Here is a 19,287-nt window from a genome sequence, read left to right on the forward strand (position 1 = left end):
GCGACCCATGGACCAGCTGATCTTCGCCGCCGAGGTCGTGCTGAACGGCCTGATGACCGGGGTCATGTACGCGCTGGTGGCGCTGGGCTTCGTGCTGATCTTCAAGGCGTCGGGCGTCTTCAACTATGCCCAGGGGGTGCTGGCGCTGTTCGCGGCGCTGACGCTGGTGGGCATCCAGAACGGCCAGGTGCCCTTCGCGCATCTGATCAACGCGGCCTTCGGCACGCAGCTGCACCATTTCGGCTGGACGGTGCCCGCGGTCCTGGCCGTGGCCCTGACCGCGCTGGTGATGGTCGGCCTGGCCTTCCTGATCGAGAAGCTGGTTCTGCAGCACCTGGTGGGGCAGGAACCGATCATCCTCTTCATGGCGACCATCGGCCTTGCCTATTTCCTTGAAGGCCTGGGCGACGTGATGTGGGGCGCCGACATCAAGACGCTGGACGTGGGACTGCCGCAGGGCATCTCGGACGGGATCGAGGCCGTCACCGCGCAATGGTTCGGCTATGGCTTCTTCATCGACCGGCTGGACCTGTGGGCCACGCTGATCGCGGCGATCCTGGTGGCCGCACTGGTGGCCTTCGCGCAATACACCAAGCAGGGCCGCGCCATGCGCGCCGTGGCCGACGACCACCAGGCGGCGATGTCCGTGGGCATCTCGCTGCGCTTCATCTGGGTGATGGTCTGGTCGATCGCAGGCTTCGTGGCGCTGGTCGCAGGCATCATGTGGGGCACGAAGTCGGGGGTGCAGTTCAGCCTGTCGCTGATCGCGCTCAAGGCGCTGCCGGTGCTGATGCTGGGGGGCTTCACTTCGATCCCCGGCGCCATCGTGGGCGGGCTGATCATCGGCGTGGGCGAGAAACTGTTCGAATTCACCATCGGCCCGATGGTCGGCGGCGCGACAGAGAACTGGTTCGCCTATGTCCTGGCGCTGATCTTCCTGGTGTTCCGGCCCCAGGGCCTGTTCGGCGAACGCATCATCGAACGGGTGTGACCATGGCGCTTCTTCATTGCAGAAATACCCCGGGGGTGCGGGGGCTGGCCCCCGCCGACCGCGCTGAAAGGAACACCCGATGATCTATCGTGAGGCCGGCGACTTCAAGACCAGCTACCGCGACGACAGCCAGACCTTTCCGATCCGTCTGGACCGCTGGGGCTATTACGCGATCCTGGCCGTGGCCTTCGGGATCATCCCCTTCGTCATCAACGACTATTGGGCCAATGCGGTCCTGGTGCCCTTCCTGATCTATGCCATCGCCGCCCTGGGGCTGAACGTGCTGACCGGCTATGCCGGCCAGGTCAGCCTGGGAACCGGCGGCTTCATGGCGGTGGGGGCCTATGCGGTCTACAAGCTGATGACGGCATTCCCGGATGTCAGCATCGTCATCCACATCCTGCTGGCGGGCGGCATCACCGCCGGGGTGGGCGTCCTGTTCGGCCTGCCCAGCCTTCGGATCAAGGGCTTCTATCTGGCCGTCGCCACGCTGGCCGCGCAGTTCTTCCTGGTCTGGCTGTTCAACAAGGTGCCGTGGTTCTACAACTATTCGGCCTCGGGCCAGATCACCGCGCCGACGCGCACTGTGTTCGATCAGGCGGTGACCGGCCCGGCCGCGACCGCGCCCGCGAAATACCTCATCTGCCTGGTCTTCGCCTTCGTGCTGGCGTGGGTCGCGCGCAACCTGACGCGCGGCAGCCTGGGGCGCAAGTGGATGGCCATCCGCGACATGGACATCGCGGCCGAGATCATCGGCGTGAATCCCCTGCGCGCGAAACTGTCGGCCTTCGCGGTCAGCAGCTTCTTCATCGGCATCGCGGGCGCGCTTCTGTTCGCGGTCTACCTGGGCGCGGCCGAGGTCGGCGAGGCCTTCGGCATCAACAAGAGCTTCCTGGTGCTGTTCATGATCATCATCGGCGGCCTGGGCAGCATCTTCGGCAGCTTTGCCGGCGCGGCCTTCCTGGTGCTGCTGCCGGTGCTACTCAAGAACTTCCTGGTCGGCAACATGGGCTGGCCCACCGACCTGGCCGCCCATATCGAGCTGATGATCGTGGGCGCGCTGATCGTGACCTTCCTCATCGTCGAGCCGCACGGCCTGGCGCGCCTGTGGCGCCTGGCCAAGGACAAGCTGCGGCTGTGGCCGTTCCCGCATTAACGTCAAGACCGGGCAACCGGCATCGCATCTCTGGGAGGAGACCCGCAATGAAACTGACCCTTGCCGCCCTGGCCACCACGATGATGGTCGCAAGCCCCGCACTGGCGGACCTTATCGTGCCGAACATGTCCTATCGGACCGGCCCCTATGCCGCGAACGGCATCCCCTATGCCGACGGCTTTGCCGATTACTTCACGCTGCTCAACGAACGCGACGGCGGCATCGGCGGCCAGCGCATCCAGGTCCCGGAATGCGAGACCGCCTACAACACCGAGAAGGGGGTCGAGTGCTATGAATCGCTGCGCACCCAGAACCCGCTGGTCCTGAATCCGCTGTCGACCGGCATCACCTATCAGCTGATCCCGCGGATCACCCAGGACGGCATCCCGCTCTACACGCCGGGCTATGGCCGCACCTCGGCCAAGGACGGCTCTGTCTTCGAATGGGTGTTCAACGCGCCGGCGAACTATTGGGACGGCGCCTCGGTCGCGGTCAAGCATATCCTGGACCAGGAGGGGGGCGACCTGTCCGGCAAGAAGATCGCGCTGGTCTATCACAACTCGGCCTATGGCAAGGAGCCGATCCGTACGCTGGAGGAGCTGTCCGAAAAGCACGGGTTCGAACTGAGCCTGCTGCCCGTGGACGCACCCGGCCAGGAGCAGAAGTCGCAATGGCTGCAGATCCGCCGCGACCGGCCCGATTACGTGATCATGTATGCCTGGGGCGTGATGAACCAGGTCGCCATCCAGGAGGCCGTGAACATCCGCTTCCCGATGGACAAGTTCATCGGCATCTGGTGGTCGGGATCGGAGAACGACGTGCGCGCGGCGGGGGCCGGGGCCGAGGGCTACAAGGCGCTGACCTTCCACGGCGTCGGCCGCGATTATCCGCTGTACGAGGACCTGCAGACGCATGTCTATGACAAGGGTCTGGCGGCCGGTGCAGGCGATCAGGCGGGCAGCGTTCTCTATTCGCGCGGCGCCTATGCGGCGCTGGTGATCGCCGAGGCCATCGCCAAGGCGCAGGAGCTGGCCGGCACCCCCGAGATCACGCCCGCGCAGATGCGCGACGGCTTCGAGGCGCTGGACATCACCGCCGAACGCATGGCCGAGCTTGGCCTGCCCGATTTCGGCGCGCCCATCGCGCTGTCCTGTCAGAACCACGGTGGCGACGGCCTGGCCCGCGTGCAGCAGTGGAACGCCGCCGAGGGGACGTGGTCGCTGATCACCGACTTCATCGAGCCGGATGCCGAGATCCTGGACCCGCTGATCAAGGAAGACAGCGCCGCCTATGCCGCCGAGGCGGGCCTGACCGCGCGCTGCAACTGATCCACGACCGGCGGCGGTCATTCCGCCGCCGGTTCCGCATCCAAGGGGGCTGCCCATGTTCGATACCCGGACCCAAGAGACGCTGCTGGACGTCAACAACATCGAGGTGATCTACAACCACGTCATCCTGGTCCTGAAGGGTGTCAGCCTGACGGTCCCCAAGGGCGGCATCACCGCGCTGCTGGGGGGCAACGGGGCGGGCAAGACGACGACGCTCAAGGCGATCTCGAACCTGCTGGCCAGTGAGCGCGGAGAGGTGACCAAGGGGTCGATCACCTATCAGGGCGACGACATCACCGCGCTGGACCCCGCCGCCCTGGTGCGGCGCGGCGTCATCCAGGTGATGGAGGGGCGCCACTGCTTCGAGCACCTGACGGTCGAGGAGAACCTGCTGACCGGCGCCTATACCCGCCGCGACGGGTCGGCCGCCATCAAGCGCGATCTGGAGATGGTCTATGACTATTTCCCGCGCCTGCGCGAGCGGCGGAAGAGCCAGGCCGGATACACCTCGGGCGGCGAACAGCAGATGACCGCGATGGGTCGCGCGCTGATGTCGCGCCCGCAGATGATCCTCTTGGACGAGCCGTCGATGGGCCTGGCCCCGCAGCTGGTCGAGCAGATCTTCCAGATCGTCAAGGCCGTGAACGAGGGCGAGGGCGTCACCTTCCTTCTGGCCGAGCAGAACACCAACGTCGCGCTGCGCTATGCGCATCAGGGCTACATCCTGGAGAACGGGCGCGTCGTGATGGAGGGCCCGGCCGCGCAGCTGCGCGAGAACCCGGACGTCAAGGAATTCTACCTGGGCATGTCGGACGAGGGGCGCAAGTCCTTCCGTGAGGTGCGCAGCTATCGCCGGCGCAAGCGCTGGCTGGCCTGAGGGGGTCATCATGGGATATTACGACGATCTGGAAACGCGCGACGAGGGTCAGCGCGCCGAGGCGCTGGCCCAGGCCCTGCCGCTGGCGCTGAGCCGCGCCAAGCTGGCCCCCGCGATGGCGCGCCTTCTGCGCGACGTGGAGCCGGAGGCGGTGACCGACCGCGCCGCGCTGGCCCGCCTGCCGGTGATCCGCAAGGCCGAGCTGTCCGAGGCGCAGCGCAAGCAGCCCCCCTTCGGCGGCTATACCACCCGCCCCGCCGCGCAGTTCGACCATATCTTTCAAAGCCCCGGCCCGATCTATGAACCCGGTCGGCGCGATGGCGACTGGTGGCGGCTTGGCCGCTTCCTGCATGCCGCGGGCGTGGGGCAGGGAGACATCGTCCAGAACTGCTTCGGCTATCACCTGACGCCTGCCGGGATGATGTTCGAATCGGGCGCGCGTGCCGTCGATGCGGCGGTCCTGCCCGCCGGCACCGGGCAGACAGAACTGCAGGTGCGCGCGGCTGTCGACATCGGCACGACCTGCTATGCCGGCACGCCCGATTTCCTCAAGGTGATCCTGGACCGTGCCGACGAGATGGGCGAGGTGCTGTCCTTCACCAAGGCCGTGGTGGGCGGCGGCGCGCTGTTCCCGTCGCTGCGCCAGATGTATGCCGACCGGGGGATCGTCACGCGGCAATGCTATGCCACCGCCGATCTGGGTAACATCGCCTATGAGAGCGAGGCGATGGAGGGAATGATCGTGGACGAGGGTGTGATTGTCGAGATCGTGCGCCCCGGCACCGGCGATCCGGTTCCCGACGGCGAGGTCGGCGAAGTGCTGGTGACCACGCTGAACCCGGATTATCCGCTGGTTCGTTTCGCGACGGGTGACCTGTCTGCGGTCCTTGCAGGTACCAGTCCTTGTGGTCGCACCAACATGCGCATCAAGGGGTGGATGGGGCGCGCCGATCAGACGACAAAGATCAAGGGCATGTTCGTGCGCCCCGAACAGGTGGCAGCCCTGGTCGCGCGCCATGCGGACGTGTCCCGCGCCCGCGTGATCGCCGATCGTCGCGGAGAGATGGACGTGATGACCGTGCAACTGGAAACCGCGGGTCAGGGGGGCGACTATGCCGCATCCGTCATGGACACGCTGAAGCTGCGTGGCGACATCGAACTGGTGGCACCGGGCAGCCTGCCCAATGACGGCAAGGTCATCGAGGATCGCCGCAGCTATGAATAGGACGCATTTGATCCGTTAACTTGATCGAAACCTTTGACCCGGCGACAAGGATGCCTGACCGGAACGAAGGGTAGACATCATGGCTGCGGGCAAGGGGCTGAACGGGCCGTCCATCATCATCAAGCGCGTCGAGGCGTCGTCCGACGGCGGCCACCACGGCGGCGCGTGGAAGGTCGCCTATGCGGATTTCGTGACCGCGATGATGGCGTTCTTCCTGCTGATGTGGCTGCTGAACGCCACCACCGAGGAGCAGAAGACCGGTCTGGCCGACTACTTCGCACCGACGGTGATCCAGACGCCGAACGCCACCATCAGCGGCGGCGGCGACGGGACCGAGGACGGCGTCCGTCACGCGGTCGAGGCGCCGCTGCCCGACAGCGACAGTGCAGGCGACTTCGAGGAGGTCGCTCGCGCCGTCCAGGACAGCCTGACCGGCACGGGCGCCGAATCGTCCCAGCTGACCAACCTGCTGCAGCATGTCGTGACCCGCATGACCGACGAGGGGCTGGTGATCGAGCTGGGCGATCTGACCGACGCCCCCCTGTTCGTCGAGGACACCGCCCAGCCCCAGCCCGCCCTGTCCGAACTGATGGGAATCATCGCGCGGGTCATCCGGCATGTCAGGAACGACGTGGCGATCTCGGGCCATGTGCGCGCCTATCCAGAAACCCTGGTCGCATCGCCGGTCTGGCCGCTGTCGGATGCCCGGGCGCATACGGTGCGCAACCTGCTGGAACAGCAGGGTTTCGACGGCAAGCGCGTGCAGCGGGTCAGCGGCTATGCGGACCGCAAGAACCGGCAGGGCAACCCGATGGACCCGCTGAACAACCGGATAGAGCTGATTTTACTTAGGTAGCCGTCGCGGTTAGCCTTATCTTAAGCGTTCACGGGCAGGGTGACGGACAAGACCGAAATCAGAAGGGTGTCTGTCCATGTCCATCTCCTCTGCGATGAATGCCGGCGTGTCCGGCCTTGCCGCGAACTCGTCGCGGCTGGGAACCATCTCGGACAATATCGCGAACGCATCGACCTTCGGGTACAAGCGCGTCGAGACCGACTTCAATGCGCTGGTCGTGGGGCAGGGGGCGGGCCTTTACACCGCAGGCGGCGTTCGCGCGTCGACGACGCGATCGGTGTCGCAGGACGGTGCGATCGTGACCACCTCGAATGCGCTGGATCTTGCGATGACCGGGCGGGGCATGCTGCCCGTGACGACCCTGAACGATGCAACCGGTGGGGGGACGCCGTCGCTGATGATGACGCGGACCGGTGCGTTCCGTCCCGATGCGGGCGGCTTGCTGCGCACCGAAAGCGGGCTGGTGCTGATGGGCTGGCCCACGGCCGCGGACGGCAGCATGCCGCTTGTCGCGCGCGACACGTCGGCCGCACTGCAGCCGATCCGCATCGAATCGAACCGCCCTGTCGGGGATCCGACGACGCAGGTGTCGCTTGGCGCCAACCTGCCCGCGACAGAGACCCTGCCCACCGGCTCGGGCGACCCGCTGCCGCTGCGTGTCGAGTATTTCGGCAACCTGGGAACCTCGGAATCGCTGGACATCACCTTCACGCCCGACACCAGCGATGCAACCGGCATGTCGAACACCTGGACGGTCAGCATCAGCGACAGTGCCAGTGATCCCGGGGCCAACCCGATCTCCACCTTCCAGGTGACGTTCGACGACAGCCAGGGGGCGGGCGGCGCACTGCTGAACGTCGTCGGCGGCGGCTATGATCCGGCAACCGGGGCGATCCCGCTGACCGTCGGGGGTGGCAACATAGAGCTTTCCATCGGCGTGCCGGGCGGGGCCTCGGGCCTGAAGCAGCTGGCGGCCAGCTTCTCTCCGTCGAACGTGGTCAAGAACGGCTCTCCGGTGGGGCAGCTGGTCGCGGTCGAGGTTGACCCGCAGGGCTATGTCAAGGCGACCTACGACACCGGTTTCGTCAAGGCGCTGTACAAGATCCCCGTCATCGACGTCCCGAATCCCAACGGCCTGGTGGCGGTCGAGGGGCAGGCCTTCAAGACATCGCCCGATTCAGGCGGCTTCTTCCTGTGGGATGCGGGCGACGGGCCGACGGGCGCCATCGCCGGCTATGCGCGCGAGGCGTCGACCACCGACATTGCGCAGGAACTGACGCATCTGATCACCACGCAACGCGCCTATTCGTCGAACGCCAAGATCATCCAGACGGTCGACGAGATGCTGCAGGAAACCACGAACATCAAGCGCTGATCCGTCCCGCAGGGGATCGGGTGAAGGAGGCCGGACATGAGCATTGCCAAGGCGATATCGAACGCGATGTCGGGGCTGACCGCCACCGCGCGCGGCACCGAGACGGTGGCGTCGAACATCGCCAACGTCATGACGCCCGGTTATGCCCGGCGCGACATGGTGGTGTCCGCCCAACTGCACGGCGGGGGCGTGCGCATCGACGGCATCACTAGGATCGTCAATTCCAGCCTGCTCTCCGAATCGCGCCTGGCGGCCTCGTCCGTCGGTGACGGCGCCGCACGCGCGTCGTTTCACCGGTCGATGGAAAAGGTCATCGGTCTTCCCGGAGAGGCGCATTCCCTGTCGGGTGCGCTGACCGATTTCCAGGCCGCGCTCAGCAGTGCGGCGACGCGGCCCGATGACGAGATCCGCCTGTCGCAGGTCGTCAGCACGGCCTCGGCGCTGGCGGACCGGCTGAACGCGGCGTCGACCGCGGTTCAGGGCGCGCGCAGCGCCGCGCAGCAGGGCATCGCGTCCGACGTGGCGACGGTGAACGCCTCGCTGGAGCGGGTGGCCTATCTGAATGCGCGCATCTCCGTCCTGGATTCCGACGGCAAGGATGCTACCCCGTTGATGGACGAACGCCAGCAGGTGATCGACCGCATCGCAAGCATCATTCCGATCCAGGAGGTCTCGCGCGACTCGGGCAAGGTCGCCCTGTTCAGCGCCGAGGGTGCGGTGCTGCTGGATGGCAGCGTGCCGGCCCGGCTAGGATTTTCAGGCGCGGATCAGGTGACCGCGGGCCAGGTCGTTGGCGCACCCCTGGAACTGCTGACCCTGAACGGGACGCCGGTTACCGCGGCGCAGATGCGCCTGTTCGGCGGCGGGTCCTTGGCCGCCAACTTCCAGATTCGCGATCAGCTGGCCCCGCAGATGCAGTCGGAACTGGACGACATGGCCTTTGACCTGCACCAGCGTTTGGTCGATCCCGCCGTCGATCCGTCCCTCGGGGCTGCCGATGCCGGGCTGTTCACCGACGGCGGTGCGCGCGCGACCGCAGCGACGGTCGTGGGCCTGTCCGGTCGGATCGCGCTGAATGCGACGGTCGATCCGGGACAGGGGGGCCAACTGTGGCGCCTGAGGTCGGGCCTGCAGGCGGCGAACGGCGAACCGACAGGCCAATCCGCGATCCTTTCGGCGCTGGTCCAGGCACTGGACGCCTCGCGCCCGGCGCAGGCGGGCAGCGGCTTCGAGGGGAACGGCACGTTGACCGCCCGGTTCGGGTCGGTCGAGTCGCGGGTGTCGACGCGGCGCGTCGAGGCCGAGGCCGACCTGACCATCCGCAGCAGCCGCCAGTCGACCATCGCCTCCAGCATGATGGCCGAGGGCGTGGACAGCGACGCCGAGATGCAACGCCTGCTGCAATACGAACAGTCCTATGCCGCCAATGCTCGCGTGCTGGTCGCCGTGGACGAGATGATCAACCAGATCCTGAGGATGTAGCCGTGACCCTGAACAGTATCGGTGACCAAGCCCGCGCCTATGCGCTGCAGGTCGCCTCGAACCGGATCAAGACAACCCTGTCCACCCTGACCCAGGAGGTTGCGTCCGGGCAGGTCGCGGATGTGGGCCAGCGCGTCGGCGGCAACACCCGCGCCCTGAACGAGATCGAAGGCCGCATCCAGCTGGCAGGGCAGTTGCGCCAGAACGGCCAGGATGCGGGCATCCGGCTGCAGGCGGTGCAGGACATGTTCGACGCTGTCCGGCTCAGCACGACGGAGCTGGGCCTGGCTCTGGCCACCGACCCGTTCAACGACCAGGCCCTGCTGGGGACGCGGTCGACAGAAGTGGCCAATGCGTTCGATTCGGTGATCCAGAGGCTGAACGGCACGAACAGCAACCGGTACCTTCTGTCCGGAGAGGCGTCAGACGTGGCCCCCCTGTCGGATGCGACCAGCATCCTGGACAGCCTGCAGGCCATCGTCGCGCCGCTGACCACGGCCGCAGACGTCGCACAGGCGGTATCCGACTGGTTCGACGCTCCGGCCGGGGGCGGCGGGTTTCTGGACACGGCCTATCACGGGACCTTGGGCCAGCCGCAGCGGATCACCGTCGGAGAGGGCGTCTCGGTCGAGATGCAGACGACCGGTGCGTCTGGCCCGGTGCGCGACCTGCTGAAGGGCCTGGCGACCGCAGCCATCCTGGACCGCGGTATCCTGGCGGGCAACGTGGCCGAGCGGAGGGAGCTGTTGTCCACGGGCGGCACCCTGATGGTCGCCGCGGACAGCGCCGTTCTGGGAGAGATGGGGCGTGTGGGCCTTGCCCAGCAGACCGTCGAGCGCGCGCAGGTCACCGGGACCTCGACCCTGAACACGCTGGAACGGGCCCGCGGCGACATCCGCAGCGCCGACCCGTTCGAGACGGCAGCAGCCCTGACCGAAGTGCAAAGCCAGCTGGAATCTCTCTATGCGGTCCAGGCGCGGCTGGCGAACCTCAAGCTGGTGGATTTCCTGCGATGAAGACAGTTCTGCAAGCACTGATCCTGTGGATGGCCGTGGCGACCTCGGCCCTGGCTGTGCCCGTGCGCATCAAGGATCTGGCCGATTTCGACGGCGTTCGGGGCAACGATCTGGTCGGCTATGGGCTTGTCGTCGGCTTGGACGGGTCGGGCGACGGCATGCGCAATGCCCCCTTCACCGAAGAGATGCTGGCCGGCCTGCTGGAACGGCTTGGGGTGAACGTCACCGATGACGCCCTGAGGTCCAAGAACGTGGCGGCGGTGATCGTGACGGCCACCCTGCCGCCCTTTGCGCGGTCGGGCAGCAGGATCGACGTGAGCGTCTCTGCGATCGGCGACGCGAAAAGCCTGCTGGGCGGTACGCTGGTGATGACCCCGCTGAAGGCCGCGGATGGCAACATCTATGCCGTGGCCCAGGGATCGATCATCGCGGGCGGGGTCGCGGCGCAGGGCGACGCGGCCCGCGTGGTCGAGGGCGTGCCCACCACCGGCAGCATCCCGGTCGGCGCCCGGGTCGAGCGCGAGGTAGAGTTCGATTTCGCCGGCATCGACGACATCCGCATCGCGCTGCGCAATGCCGATTTCACCACCGCCACGCGGGTCGAGGACGCGATCAACCGTGACTTCAACCGCCAACTGGCCGTCACGCTGGACAGCGGCACGGTCGTCGTGAACTTCCGCGGCCTGGGCGACGTGAACCCCGCCCGCGTCGTCGGCCGGATCGAGAACCTGCTGATCGAACCCGAAGACCGGGCCAAGGTGGTGATCGACCACAAGTCCGGGACGATCGTGGTGGGCGAACGCGTGCGCATTTCCCGGGTGGCGGTGTCGCAGGGCAACCTGACCCTGCGCGTGGCCGAGGCGCCGCTGGTATCCCAGCCCAACCCGTTTGCCGCTGGAGAGACAGTGACCGTGCCCCGCACCGCCGTCGACGTGAACCAGGAACCCGGCATCGGCTTTGTGGAGGTGGCCGGAGAGACCAACCTGTCGGATCTTGTCGACGGTCTGAATGCCTTGGGTGTGCGGCCTCGCGACATGATCGACATCCTGAAGTCGATCCATTCGGCAGGTGCCCTGCACGCGGACCTGATCGTCGAGTAACGATCAGGCGCGCAGGGCGCCGGTCAGCGCCGACAGCGCAAGGGCCGCCGTCCCGGGCCGCGTCTGCCGATAAAATCCGCCACGCCGCATGGCCATCATGGCCTGCGGCCCGGTGCTGTCCAGCATCCGGCCCAGATGCGCCAGCGTCGCGCGGCTGTCGGACGGAAGATCCAGGGGCAATAGGCTGGCGCGGTTGGCCCGCAGCCAGCCGCCGAACTGCCCGGCCATCAGCTTGCGCAGCCGCGCAGCCAGCGCAGGCAAGGTATCGTTGCGCCCGACCTCGGATCGGGCATGCTGGCGGTACAGCAACCCGGGTTCCGGGTCATGGATCAGCGTCGCGCCGTAGCCCGCGCTGACCTGATAGGCCCACCAGTCATGAGAGATCACCCCCGCCCGCATCGCATGCGGCGCGGCGTGCTGCAGCAGCGCCACGGCGTGCCGGTTGAACACCGAGGTGTTGCCCGCCATGCAGGCCTGGACCAGCGCGTTGCGAAAGCCCAAGGGACGCAGGAACCGGCGCGATGGTGCCAGGGGGCGCAGGTCCGCATCGGTGATGATGGTCCGGGCGGCGTAATGGGCGGGTCCGGCCAACCCCTGCAGGGCGGACACTGCGCGGGCCAGCTTGTGCGGCAGCCACTGGTCGTCCTGATCGCAGAACGCGGCCGATGCGTCGGGGGGCACGTGATCCAGCAGCGACAGGAAGTTCCGCGTGGCGCCCGCGCGCGGTCCGTCGACCAGGCGCACCTGTCCTGCGGGCCGATCCGCCGCGAACCGTTCGACGATCTGCCGGGTTTCATCGGTCGACCCATCATCGGACACGATCAGCGACCAATCCGCGTGCGTCTGTGCCGCGATGCTGTCCAGCTGCGTGCCCAGATGCGGCGCGCCCTGCCAGGTCGCCATCAGGATCACCACGTGATGCGCGTGCAACGGCCCCTCCGGAAAAGCAGACACCCGAAGCGGTCGCTCCGGGTGTCTGCGGTTCTGGCCCGAAGGCGCGGCAAGGGCAAGCAGGTCAGCCCGGCTGACGGGCGATATCCTCGATCAGGACGGCGGTGACGGGGGCATCCGTCGCGGCCTTGGCGGCCTGCAGCAGACCCTCGCGCAGGGTGACAAGGTTGCGATCCGCGGTGAAATTGCCGTCGAAACCGCCGGTATTGGCGTGGATCATCAGCTGGCGCAGCAGGGCGTCGCGCAGGATGTGCTCTTTCTTCGACAGCGCCTGGAGGTTGGCCCCGTCGGTCTGCAGGGTCACCGTCAGGATCATCACGTCGCGCAGGTCGCCCTGACGCATCAAGGGCACGAAGAACTGTGTCGGGAACTGGAAATAGGCGGCCTCGGTGGGGTCACCCCCGCCACCATGATCGCCGCCGCCGTGATCGTCGCCGCCATGATCCTCGCCACCGCCGTGGCCGTCATCGGCGGGGGCTGCGCCGTGATCGTCCGCGGCTGCGGCCTCGGTTGCGGGATCGGCCGGTAATGCGGGGGCGCGCAGCATGTCGCCGCCGAATGCGCCGCCGACCAGGGCTAGCACGGGCAGGGCGATGGGAATGATTTTCTTGATCACGGGAACACCTTCAATAGGGCAGGACGATGTCGGCGATCTGCTGGCCATAGCGCGGCTGCTGCACATCGGTGATCTGGCCGCGGCCGCCATAGCTGATGCGCGCACCGGCGATGCGGTCATAGGCGATCTCGTTGCTGCGATCGATGTCGGCGGGGCGTACGAAGCCGCTGACGGTCAGCTCGCGCAATTCGAAGTTCACGCGGACCTCTTGCGTGCCCTGGATCTGCAGCGTGCCGTTGGGCAGGGTGTCCACGACCGTCGCCGCCACCCGCAACGTCAGCTGATCGCGTCGCGAGATGTTGCCGTTGCCGCGATAGGATGACGACGACGACGCGTCGGCCAGGTTGTCGAAGCTGGCACCTTCGGGCAGCTTCTCGCCAAGACGCTGCGGAATGCCGACCATCTGCGGGATCGACAGGCTCTCGCTGCTGGAGCGGTTGCGACCGCTGCTGTTGCTGATCGTGGCCTCGTCGTCGATCTCGATCACGACGGTCAGGATGTCGCCGCGGATGGCCGCGCGACGGTCGCTGATCAACGAAGACTGGGTGCCGGCCCACAGCGAGGCCGCGGCCTCGGGGCGACCCGAATCCAGCGGCAGGTTCAGGGGCGGATTGGTCATCGCCAGGAATTCCTCGGTCTCGCGGGGCGAGGTCAGTTCGGGCGGCTGGCCGATATTGGCGGCGCGCGAACAGCCCGCGGCGGCAAGGGCCAGGCACAGCAGATAGGCGGGTTTCATCGTCGTTCCTCTCAATTGGTGACGGCCAGCGTGCCGTCCGGCATCACCTGGGCGGTGACCGTGCTGCGCGAGCCCATATTCATGACGCGGATCAGTTCTCCGGCGGCGCCGTCCGACATGGCGCGCCCCTCGGTGTCGATCTGCAGGGCGCCGCGCTGAAAGCGCAGGCGCACGATCTGGTTGCGGCCGATCACGCGGGGCGCCTGCAGCATGTTGGCGTGCAGTGGCCGGCCTTCGTAGATGGTGATGCGGGTCTGCATCCCGATCGCGGCGGACGGGTCTGTCAGGCCGGGCCGGTCGCTGTCGATCACCGTCAGGTCGCCCGCCGCGATCACGTGCCCGACCGGCAGGGTATGCGCCGCGCCCAGGGCGCCTGCGAAGGCCGCCCCCGGCAGCAGCGCCAGCATCACGATCAGCGCCCGCATCACCGCACCTGCGTCGTGGCGCCGAGCATCTGGTCGGCAGCGGTGATGACCTTGGCGTTCAGCTCGTAGCCGCGCTGCGCCTTGATCAGGTCGGTGATCTCGCGCACCGCATCGACAGAGCTTTCCTCCAGATAGCCCTGGCGCAGGGTGCCCAGGCCGTCTTGGCCGGGATTCACGACCTGCGGGCCGCCCGAGGCTGCGGTCTCGATGAACAGGTTGGACCCGATCGCCTCGAGGCCCTTCTCGTTTGCGAAACCGGCCAGGGTCAGCTGGCCCAGCAGCTCGGCATCGACCCGGTCGGCGAAATAGGCATAGACCTCTCCGCCGGCATTGATGGTGATGGCGCGGGCATCCTCGGGGATGGTGATGTCGGGGACGACCGGATAGCCGTCCGAGGTCACGATCTGCCCCTCGGGCGAGCGCTTCAGCCCGCCGTCGCGGGTATACCCCGAAACCCCGGATGGCAGCGTCACCTCAAGATAGCCGTCGCCCTCGATGGCCAGGTCCAGGTCGCCGCCCGTCTGCGTCAGCGCGCCCTGCTGCAGGTTCACGCTGACCGCGGTGGGGCGCACGCCAAGGCCCAGCTGTACCCCGGCGGGGATCACCGTGCCGTCGGCAGCGGTGACACTGCCCGGACGAGCGGCCTGCTGGTAGTGCAGGTCCGCGAATTCGGCACGGCGGGCGTTGTAGCCGGTCGTGGACATGTTCGCGAGGTTGTTCGAGATGACCTCGACGCGGGTCTGCTGCGCGCTCATGCCGGAGGCGGCGATCTGCAGGGCTCTCATGGTGGCTCCTTATCGGGTCATGGCGGTGATCGCGCCGCGGATCCGCTGATCCTCGCGATCCAGGAAGGTCTGGCCCAGCTCGTAGGCGCGCTGGACCTCGATCATGCGGGTGATCTCGAAGATCGGGTCGACGTTGCTGTCCTCCAGGAAGCCCTGGCGGATGCGGCCCTCCTCGACCAGCTGCGGCTCGCCCTCGACGGCGAAGCCGGTGCCGCTCTGGCGGGTCAGGTCGGTGCCTTCGGGCGGGGTGAACAGGCCGATGCGGCCAAAGGGCAGGCCGTTCGACGACAGCGTGCCGTCGGCACCGATGGCCACCGCATTGGCGCCGGCCGGCAGGATGATCGGCGCCTGACCCTCGTCCAGCAGACGGTGGCCGTCGGCGGTCATCAGTTCCCCCTCGGCCGAGGGGATGAAGGCGCCCGCGCGGGTCAGGCGCAGCCCGTCGGGCGCCTCGACCAGAAAGAACCCCTCGCCCTCGATGGCCAGGTCCATGCTGTTGTTGGTCTGCGTCAGCCCGCCCTGCTGCAGGTCCAGCAGGCGGCCGCGGGCGTGGGCCATCGACAGCGTGTCGCCCTGCCGGTCCAGCGCGGACAGGTGTTCGGCAAAGATCACCCCCTCGCGCCGGTAACCGGTGGTGTTGGCGTTGGCGATGTTGTTGGCCACGACGCGCATTTCGGCCATCAGGCCGGATTGCCGCGACAGGCTGGCATAGATTGCGTTGTCCATCTCAGCTGCCCGCGATCATGGGGATGATTTCGCCCAGGTAGAAATCCGCCAGGGCGGTGGTCATGAAGCTCATCGAGACCCAGAAGACGACCAGCATCAGCCCCACCTTGGGCACGAAGGTCAGCGTCATCTCCTGAACCGAGGTCAGCGCCTGGAACAGGCCGATCACCACCCCCGCGATCAGCGCGACCCCCAGAAGCGGGGCCGAGATCCGGACCGAGATCAGCAGCGCCTGGCGCAGCATGTCGAAAAGGACCGTCTCTCCCATCACGACGTTCCTTCCCTACACCGGCATCCGCAGGATTTCCTGGTACGCCTCGACGACCTTGTCGCGGATCGCCACGACGGTGTTCATGGTCAGCTCGGCCTCGGCGATGGTCAGGACCAGCTGCTGGGTGCTGGTCTGGCCGGTCATGGCGCCGGTGGCGACCTGGTCGACCTGGGCCATCTGGGCGGCGAAATCCTCGGCGGCTTGGCCCACGCGGGCCAGGGCCTCCGATCCCTGCTGGGGGGCCACGGCGGTGCGGGCGGCGGAATAGGCGTTGGCGGCGTTCAATCCGGAAATCATGGGTCGGCCTTTCTAGCGGCGAAGAAGATCAAGAAGCGATCCGTTCATCTGACGGGTCTGTTCGAACATGCGCAGGTTGGCCTCGTAGCTGCGGCCCGCCTCGCGGGCGTCGGCCAGCTCGATCACCAGATCGACGTTGGATCCGTCGTAATAGCCGTCCTGGTCGGCCATCGGATGCGCGGGGTCGTGGATGCGCGGCAGCGCCGACTGGTCCAGCTGCATGCGGCCGGCCTGGACCTCGCCCGTCGTGCGGCCGAAACGGACGGCCTCCTCGAAGGCCACCAGCTTGCGGCGATAGCCGGGCGTGTCTGCGTTCGCGATGTTCTCGGACGTGTGGCGCAGGCGTTCGGTCTGCGCACGCATCCCCGACGCTGCCATGCGCAGCGGTGAAATCTGATCGGTCATGGTGGTGGTTCCTTACCTGCGTCCCAGACTGGACCGCAGCAGGTCCAACCCCGAGCGATAGATGGTCAGCGAACGGTCATGGCTGCTCTTGACCTCGGCAGCGCGGACCATCTCCTCCTCCAGCGACACGGAGTTGCCGTTCGGAGAGACGGGGCCCGCGACCTCGATCACCCGCGCCCCGCCGGGCGACCATTGCGGCGCATCCAGGTGGCGGGCGTTCGACACGCGCAGCGTGCCGCCCTCCTCGGCCTGCCGATAGGTCTCGGCAAAGGGCTGCAGGTCATGGGCCCGGAAACCGGGCGTGTCCGCGTTGGCGATGTTGCGCGCCACCTCGATGTGGCGGGCCTGCGTGTGCTGGCCCATCGCGCGGGCCATCCGCAGCATTTCGATCTTCTCAAACATGAGGCTTCTCCTCAATCTCGATAAACCCGGTCTTAACCCCAATTGGTTTAGAAACCGTTTCAGCCGCCGGATTTTCGACACGCGGCGAAAGGAGACCGGATGGACAAGCTTGAATCGATCGCGCGCCGGCTGTCGCAGCTGCGCCTGGCCACGCATTACGGTCGCGTGCAGTCGATCCGCGCGGGCCTGATCGCCGCCGAGGGGCTGAACGGGCGCGCATCGGTCGGCGACCGGGTGCGAATCGCTCTGCAATCGGGCGATCTGGGCGGAGAGATCGTGGGCCTGTCGCCCCGCGCCGCCCAGATCCTGCCCGAGGGCCCGATCGAGGGGCTGTCGGTCGGCGCCCAGGTGCAGCTGGACTTCGCGCCGCGAATCGCCCCCTGCGATGCCTGGATCGGCCGGATCATCGACCCGTTGGGGCAGCCGCTGGACGGTCGCCCGCTGACCCAGGGCCTGACGCGCCGCAGTTTTCGGACCGAAGCGCCGCCTGCCGCCACGCGCAAGCGCCTTGGGGCGCGGCTGGCCACCGGAATGGCGGTCTTCGACACGCTGCTGCCCATCGTCGCGGGACAGCGGATCGGCCTGTTCGCGGGGTCGGGGGTGGGAAAATCCACGCTGCTGTCGCAGATGGCACGTGGGGTACAGGCCGATGTCGTGGTGATCGCCATGATCGGCGAACGCGGTCGCGAGCTGCGCGAATTCGTCGAAAAGACGATGGGTCCGGAGGGCATGGCCCGCGCGGTGATCGTCGCGGCGACCTCGGATCAGTCGCCGCTGATCCGGCGGCGCTGTGCCTGGGCCGCGATGGCCGTGGCCGAGCATTTTCGCGACCAGGGCCGCCACGTCCTGTTCCTGGCCGATTCGATCACCCGCTTTGCCGAGGCGCACCGCGAGATCGCCCTGGCCGCGGGCGAACCGCCCAGCTATCGCGGCTTTCCCCCGTCGGTGTCGAACCTGATCATGGCGCTGGCGGAACGCGCAGGCCCCGGCCCGGAAGGGTCGGGCGACATCACCGGCATCTTCAGCGTGCTGGTCGCAGGATCGGACATGGAGGAGCCGGTGGCCGACATCCTGCGCGGGACGCTGGACGGCCATGTCGTGCTGGACCGCACCATCGCGGAGCGGGGCCGCTTTCCGGCGGTCGACGTGGTGCGGTCGGTGTCACGGTCGCTGCCCGATGCCGCCAGCGCGGTCGAGAACGCGGCCATCGGGCGGGCCCGCGCGGCGCTGGGCGCCTATGCCGAATCGGAACTGATGATCCGTGCGGGCCTCTATGCGCCCGGTTCGGACGCCAAGCTGGACGAGGCGGTGCGACTGTACCCCCAGCTGGACGAATTCGTGACGCGCCGTTGCCCCGGCATCGCGGACAGCTTTGCCGCGTTGGAGGCCGCGCTGCGCCTGCCCATGCGCGCGCGCGCGTGAAACCAAGCGGCGCCGCGTTGCGTTGGCTTAATCAATGTTAGAACGCAAGGGGGGACCATTGCGTCCAGAATCCCGATTTGCAACTGTCCGGCTGCCTTAGAAGGAGGGGCGGAATGGCGATTACCGAGTATTTTATCCGCTTCCTTCAACGACGTGACAGTTTGCCCGAACGCGATCTGGCCCGTCTTCGCGCCCTGCGCACCCAGCATGTCAGCTTCGCCTCCGGAGAGGTGATCGTCCCCGTCGACCGGGTCGCAAAACGCAGCTGCATGATGCTGCGCGGCATGTCGGCGCGTTCGCACCGCCTGGTCGGCCGACCCGACGAACGGGTGATCACCGCCCTGCACGTGCCGGGCGATTTCGTCGATCTGCACGGGTTCGTTCTGGCCGGGCTGGAACATTCCGTCGTCGCTGTCGGTCCCGCCGAGGTCGAGTTCGTCGATCACGACGAACTGGTCGAGATCACCGAGAATTTTCCGCACCTGACGCGCCTCTTGTGGATGGCGACGCTGATCGACGCGGCGGTGCACCGGCAATGGCTGGTCGCGGCGGCCTCGCTGCGCTCCAGCGCGCATCTGGCCCACCTGCTGTGCGAGGTCTATACCCGCCTGAACGCCGTCGGCGCCGCGGCCGACCATCAGTTCTCTCTGCCTTTGCTGCAACGCGAACTGGCGGATATCTTGGGATATTCACCCATTCACGTGAACCGGGCCGTGCGCGATCTGCGCGATCGCGGCCTGCTGCGCTGGTCGGGGGCCGATGTGTCGATCCTGGACTGGAAGGGCCTGGCGATGCTGGCCCGGTTTGACCCGACCTATCTGGACATGGAGCGTCAGAGCCGCTGA

At 67.3% G+C, this 19,287-nt stretch carries 22 protein-coding genes; 12 read left to right on the forward strand and 10 right to left on the reverse strand.

All coding sequences use genetic code 11. The annotated features are described in order from the left end of the window. Positions 1-7 precede the first annotated feature (7 nt). The 10 genes from PRL19_RS05920 (at position 8) to PRL19_RS05965 (ending at position 11,406) form a co-directional block, all read left to right on the forward strand. Entirely contained in the window at positions 8-991 is a 984-nt protein-coding gene (locus PRL19_RS05920) for a branched-chain amino acid ABC transporter permease (protein ID WP_273744209.1), read from the forward strand. A 79-nt stretch (positions 992-1,070) separates the two neighbouring features. Further along, the gene (locus PRL19_RS05925; RefSeq protein WP_045980990.1) at positions 1,071-2,147 is read left to right on the forward strand and encodes a branched-chain amino acid ABC transporter permease; all 1,077 of its coding nucleotides are present in this window, start codon (positions 1,071-1,073) and stop codon (positions 2,145-2,147) included. A gap of 47 nt (positions 2,148-2,194) precedes the next feature. Next, the gene (locus PRL19_RS05930) at positions 2,195-3,475 is read left to right on the forward strand and encodes an ABC transporter substrate-binding protein (protein WP_045980989.1); all 1,281 of its coding nucleotides are present in this window, start codon (positions 2,195-2,197) and stop codon (positions 3,473-3,475) included. A gap of 55 nt (positions 3,476-3,530) precedes the next feature. After that, complete coding sequence (locus tag PRL19_RS05935; RefSeq protein ID WP_045980988.1) at positions 3,531-4,352, forward strand: ABC transporter ATP-binding protein; 822 nt, start codon at positions 3,531-3,533, stop codon at positions 4,350-4,352. Positions 4,353-4,362: 10 nt separating this feature from the next. After that, entirely contained in the window at positions 4,363-5,577 is a 1,215-nt protein-coding gene (locus PRL19_RS05940; protein ID WP_273744210.1) for a phenylacetate--CoA ligase family protein, read from the forward strand. Positions 5,578-5,656: 79 nt separating this feature from the next. Then, positions 5,657-6,433 carry a flagellar motor protein MotB gene (locus PRL19_RS05945; RefSeq protein ID WP_273744212.1) on the forward strand — a complete coding sequence of 259 codons (777 nt, stop codon included), beginning with the start codon at positions 5,657-5,659 and terminating at the stop codon, positions 6,431-6,433. A 76-nt stretch (positions 6,434-6,509) separates the two neighbouring features. Continuing rightward, the gene (locus PRL19_RS05950; protein ID WP_273744213.1) at positions 6,510-7,808 is read left to right on the forward strand and encodes a flagellar hook protein FlgE; all 1,299 of its coding nucleotides are present in this window, start codon (positions 6,510-6,512) and stop codon (positions 7,806-7,808) included. Positions 7,809-7,844: 36 nt separating this feature from the next. Beyond that, positions 7,845-9,290 carry a flagellar hook-associated protein FlgK gene (gene flgK / locus PRL19_RS05955; RefSeq protein WP_273744214.1) on the forward strand — a complete coding sequence of 482 codons (1,446 nt, stop codon included), beginning with the start codon at positions 7,845-7,847 and terminating at the stop codon, positions 9,288-9,290. A 2-nt stretch (positions 9,291-9,292) separates the two neighbouring features. Next, positions 9,293-10,306 carry a hypothetical protein gene (locus tag PRL19_RS05960; protein ID WP_045980983.1) on the forward strand — a complete coding sequence of 338 codons (1,014 nt, stop codon included), beginning with the start codon at positions 9,293-9,295 and terminating at the stop codon, positions 10,304-10,306. Then, positions 10,303-11,406: a flagellar basal body P-ring protein FlgI gene (locus PRL19_RS05965; protein WP_045980982.1), complete on the forward strand. Its 1,104-nt coding sequence runs from the start codon at positions 10,303-10,305 to the stop codon at positions 11,404-11,406. The genes PRL19_RS05960 and PRL19_RS05965 overlap by 4 nt, the downstream gene beginning before the upstream one ends. Before the next feature lie 3 nt (positions 11,407-11,409). Here the strand turns inward: PRL19_RS05965 and PRL19_RS05970 are convergent, their stop codons facing one another. The 10 genes from PRL19_RS05970 to PRL19_RS06015 form a co-directional block, all read right to left on the reverse strand. Next, complete coding sequence (locus PRL19_RS05970) at positions 11,410-12,336, reverse strand: glycosyltransferase (RefSeq protein ID WP_273744217.1); 927 nt, start codon at positions 12,334-12,336, stop codon at positions 11,410-11,412. A gap of 85 nt (positions 12,337-12,421) precedes the next feature. Further along, positions 12,422-12,973, reverse strand: coding sequence for a hypothetical protein (locus tag PRL19_RS05975; RefSeq protein ID WP_273744218.1), 552 nt, complete (start codon positions 12,971-12,973; stop codon positions 12,422-12,424). Between the two features lie 10 nt (positions 12,974-12,983). Further along, the gene (gene flgH, locus PRL19_RS05980) at positions 12,984-13,709 is read right to left on the reverse strand and encodes a flagellar basal body L-ring protein FlgH (RefSeq protein WP_046000723.1); all 726 of its coding nucleotides are present in this window, start codon (positions 13,707-13,709) and stop codon (positions 12,984-12,986) included. Between the two features lie 11 nt (positions 13,710-13,720). After that, positions 13,721-14,134, reverse strand: coding sequence for a flagellar basal body P-ring formation chaperone FlgA (flgA, locus tag PRL19_RS05985; protein WP_045980980.1), 414 nt, complete (start codon positions 14,132-14,134; stop codon positions 13,721-13,723). Continuing rightward, positions 14,134-14,919: a flagellar basal-body rod protein FlgG gene (gene flgG, locus PRL19_RS05990; RefSeq protein WP_045980979.1), complete on the reverse strand. Its 786-nt coding sequence runs from the start codon at positions 14,917-14,919 to the stop codon at positions 14,134-14,136. Before flgG ends, flgA begins: the two co-directional genes overlap by 1 nt. 9 nt (positions 14,920-14,928) lie before the next feature. After that, positions 14,929-15,645: a flagellar hook-basal body complex protein gene (locus PRL19_RS05995; protein WP_045980978.1), complete on the reverse strand. Its 717-nt coding sequence runs from the start codon at positions 15,643-15,645 to the stop codon at positions 14,929-14,931. 1 nt (position 15,646) lies between these two features. Continuing rightward, the gene (locus PRL19_RS06000) at positions 15,647-15,913 is read right to left on the reverse strand and encodes a flagellar biosynthetic protein FliQ (RefSeq protein WP_042250834.1); all 267 of its coding nucleotides are present in this window, start codon (positions 15,911-15,913) and stop codon (positions 15,647-15,649) included. A 15-nt stretch (positions 15,914-15,928) separates the two neighbouring features. Next, positions 15,929-16,213 (reverse strand): flagellar hook-basal body complex protein FliE, encoded by a 285-nt coding sequence (fliE, locus tag PRL19_RS06005; RefSeq protein WP_273744219.1) that lies wholly within the window; start codon positions 16,211-16,213, stop codon positions 15,929-15,931. Positions 16,214-16,225: 12 nt separating this feature from the next. After that, positions 16,226-16,618 carry a flagellar basal body rod protein FlgC gene (gene flgC / locus PRL19_RS06010; RefSeq protein WP_045980976.1) on the reverse strand — a complete coding sequence of 131 codons (393 nt, stop codon included), beginning with the start codon at positions 16,616-16,618 and terminating at the stop codon, positions 16,226-16,228. A gap of 12 nt (positions 16,619-16,630) precedes the next feature. Further along, the gene (locus PRL19_RS06015; protein WP_045980975.1) at positions 16,631-17,020 is read right to left on the reverse strand and encodes a FlgB family protein; all 390 of its coding nucleotides are present in this window, start codon (positions 17,018-17,020) and stop codon (positions 16,631-16,633) included. A gap of 99 nt (positions 17,021-17,119) precedes the next feature. Between PRL19_RS06015 and PRL19_RS06020 the strand changes: the two genes are divergently transcribed. Then, positions 17,120-18,442, forward strand: a complete 1,323-nt coding sequence (locus tag PRL19_RS06020; protein ID WP_046000726.1) for a FliI/YscN family ATPase — start codon at positions 17,120-17,122, stop codon at positions 18,440-18,442. A 113-nt stretch (positions 18,443-18,555) separates the two neighbouring features. Then, positions 18,556-19,287: a Crp/Fnr family transcriptional regulator gene (locus PRL19_RS06025; RefSeq protein ID WP_045980973.1), complete on the forward strand. Its 732-nt coding sequence runs from the start codon at positions 18,556-18,558 to the stop codon at positions 19,285-19,287.

Origin of the sequence: Paracoccus marcusii (genome assembly GCF_028621715.1) — a bacterium.
GTDB lineage: Bacteria > Pseudomonadota > Alphaproteobacteria > Rhodobacterales > Rhodobacteraceae > Paracoccus > Paracoccus marcusii.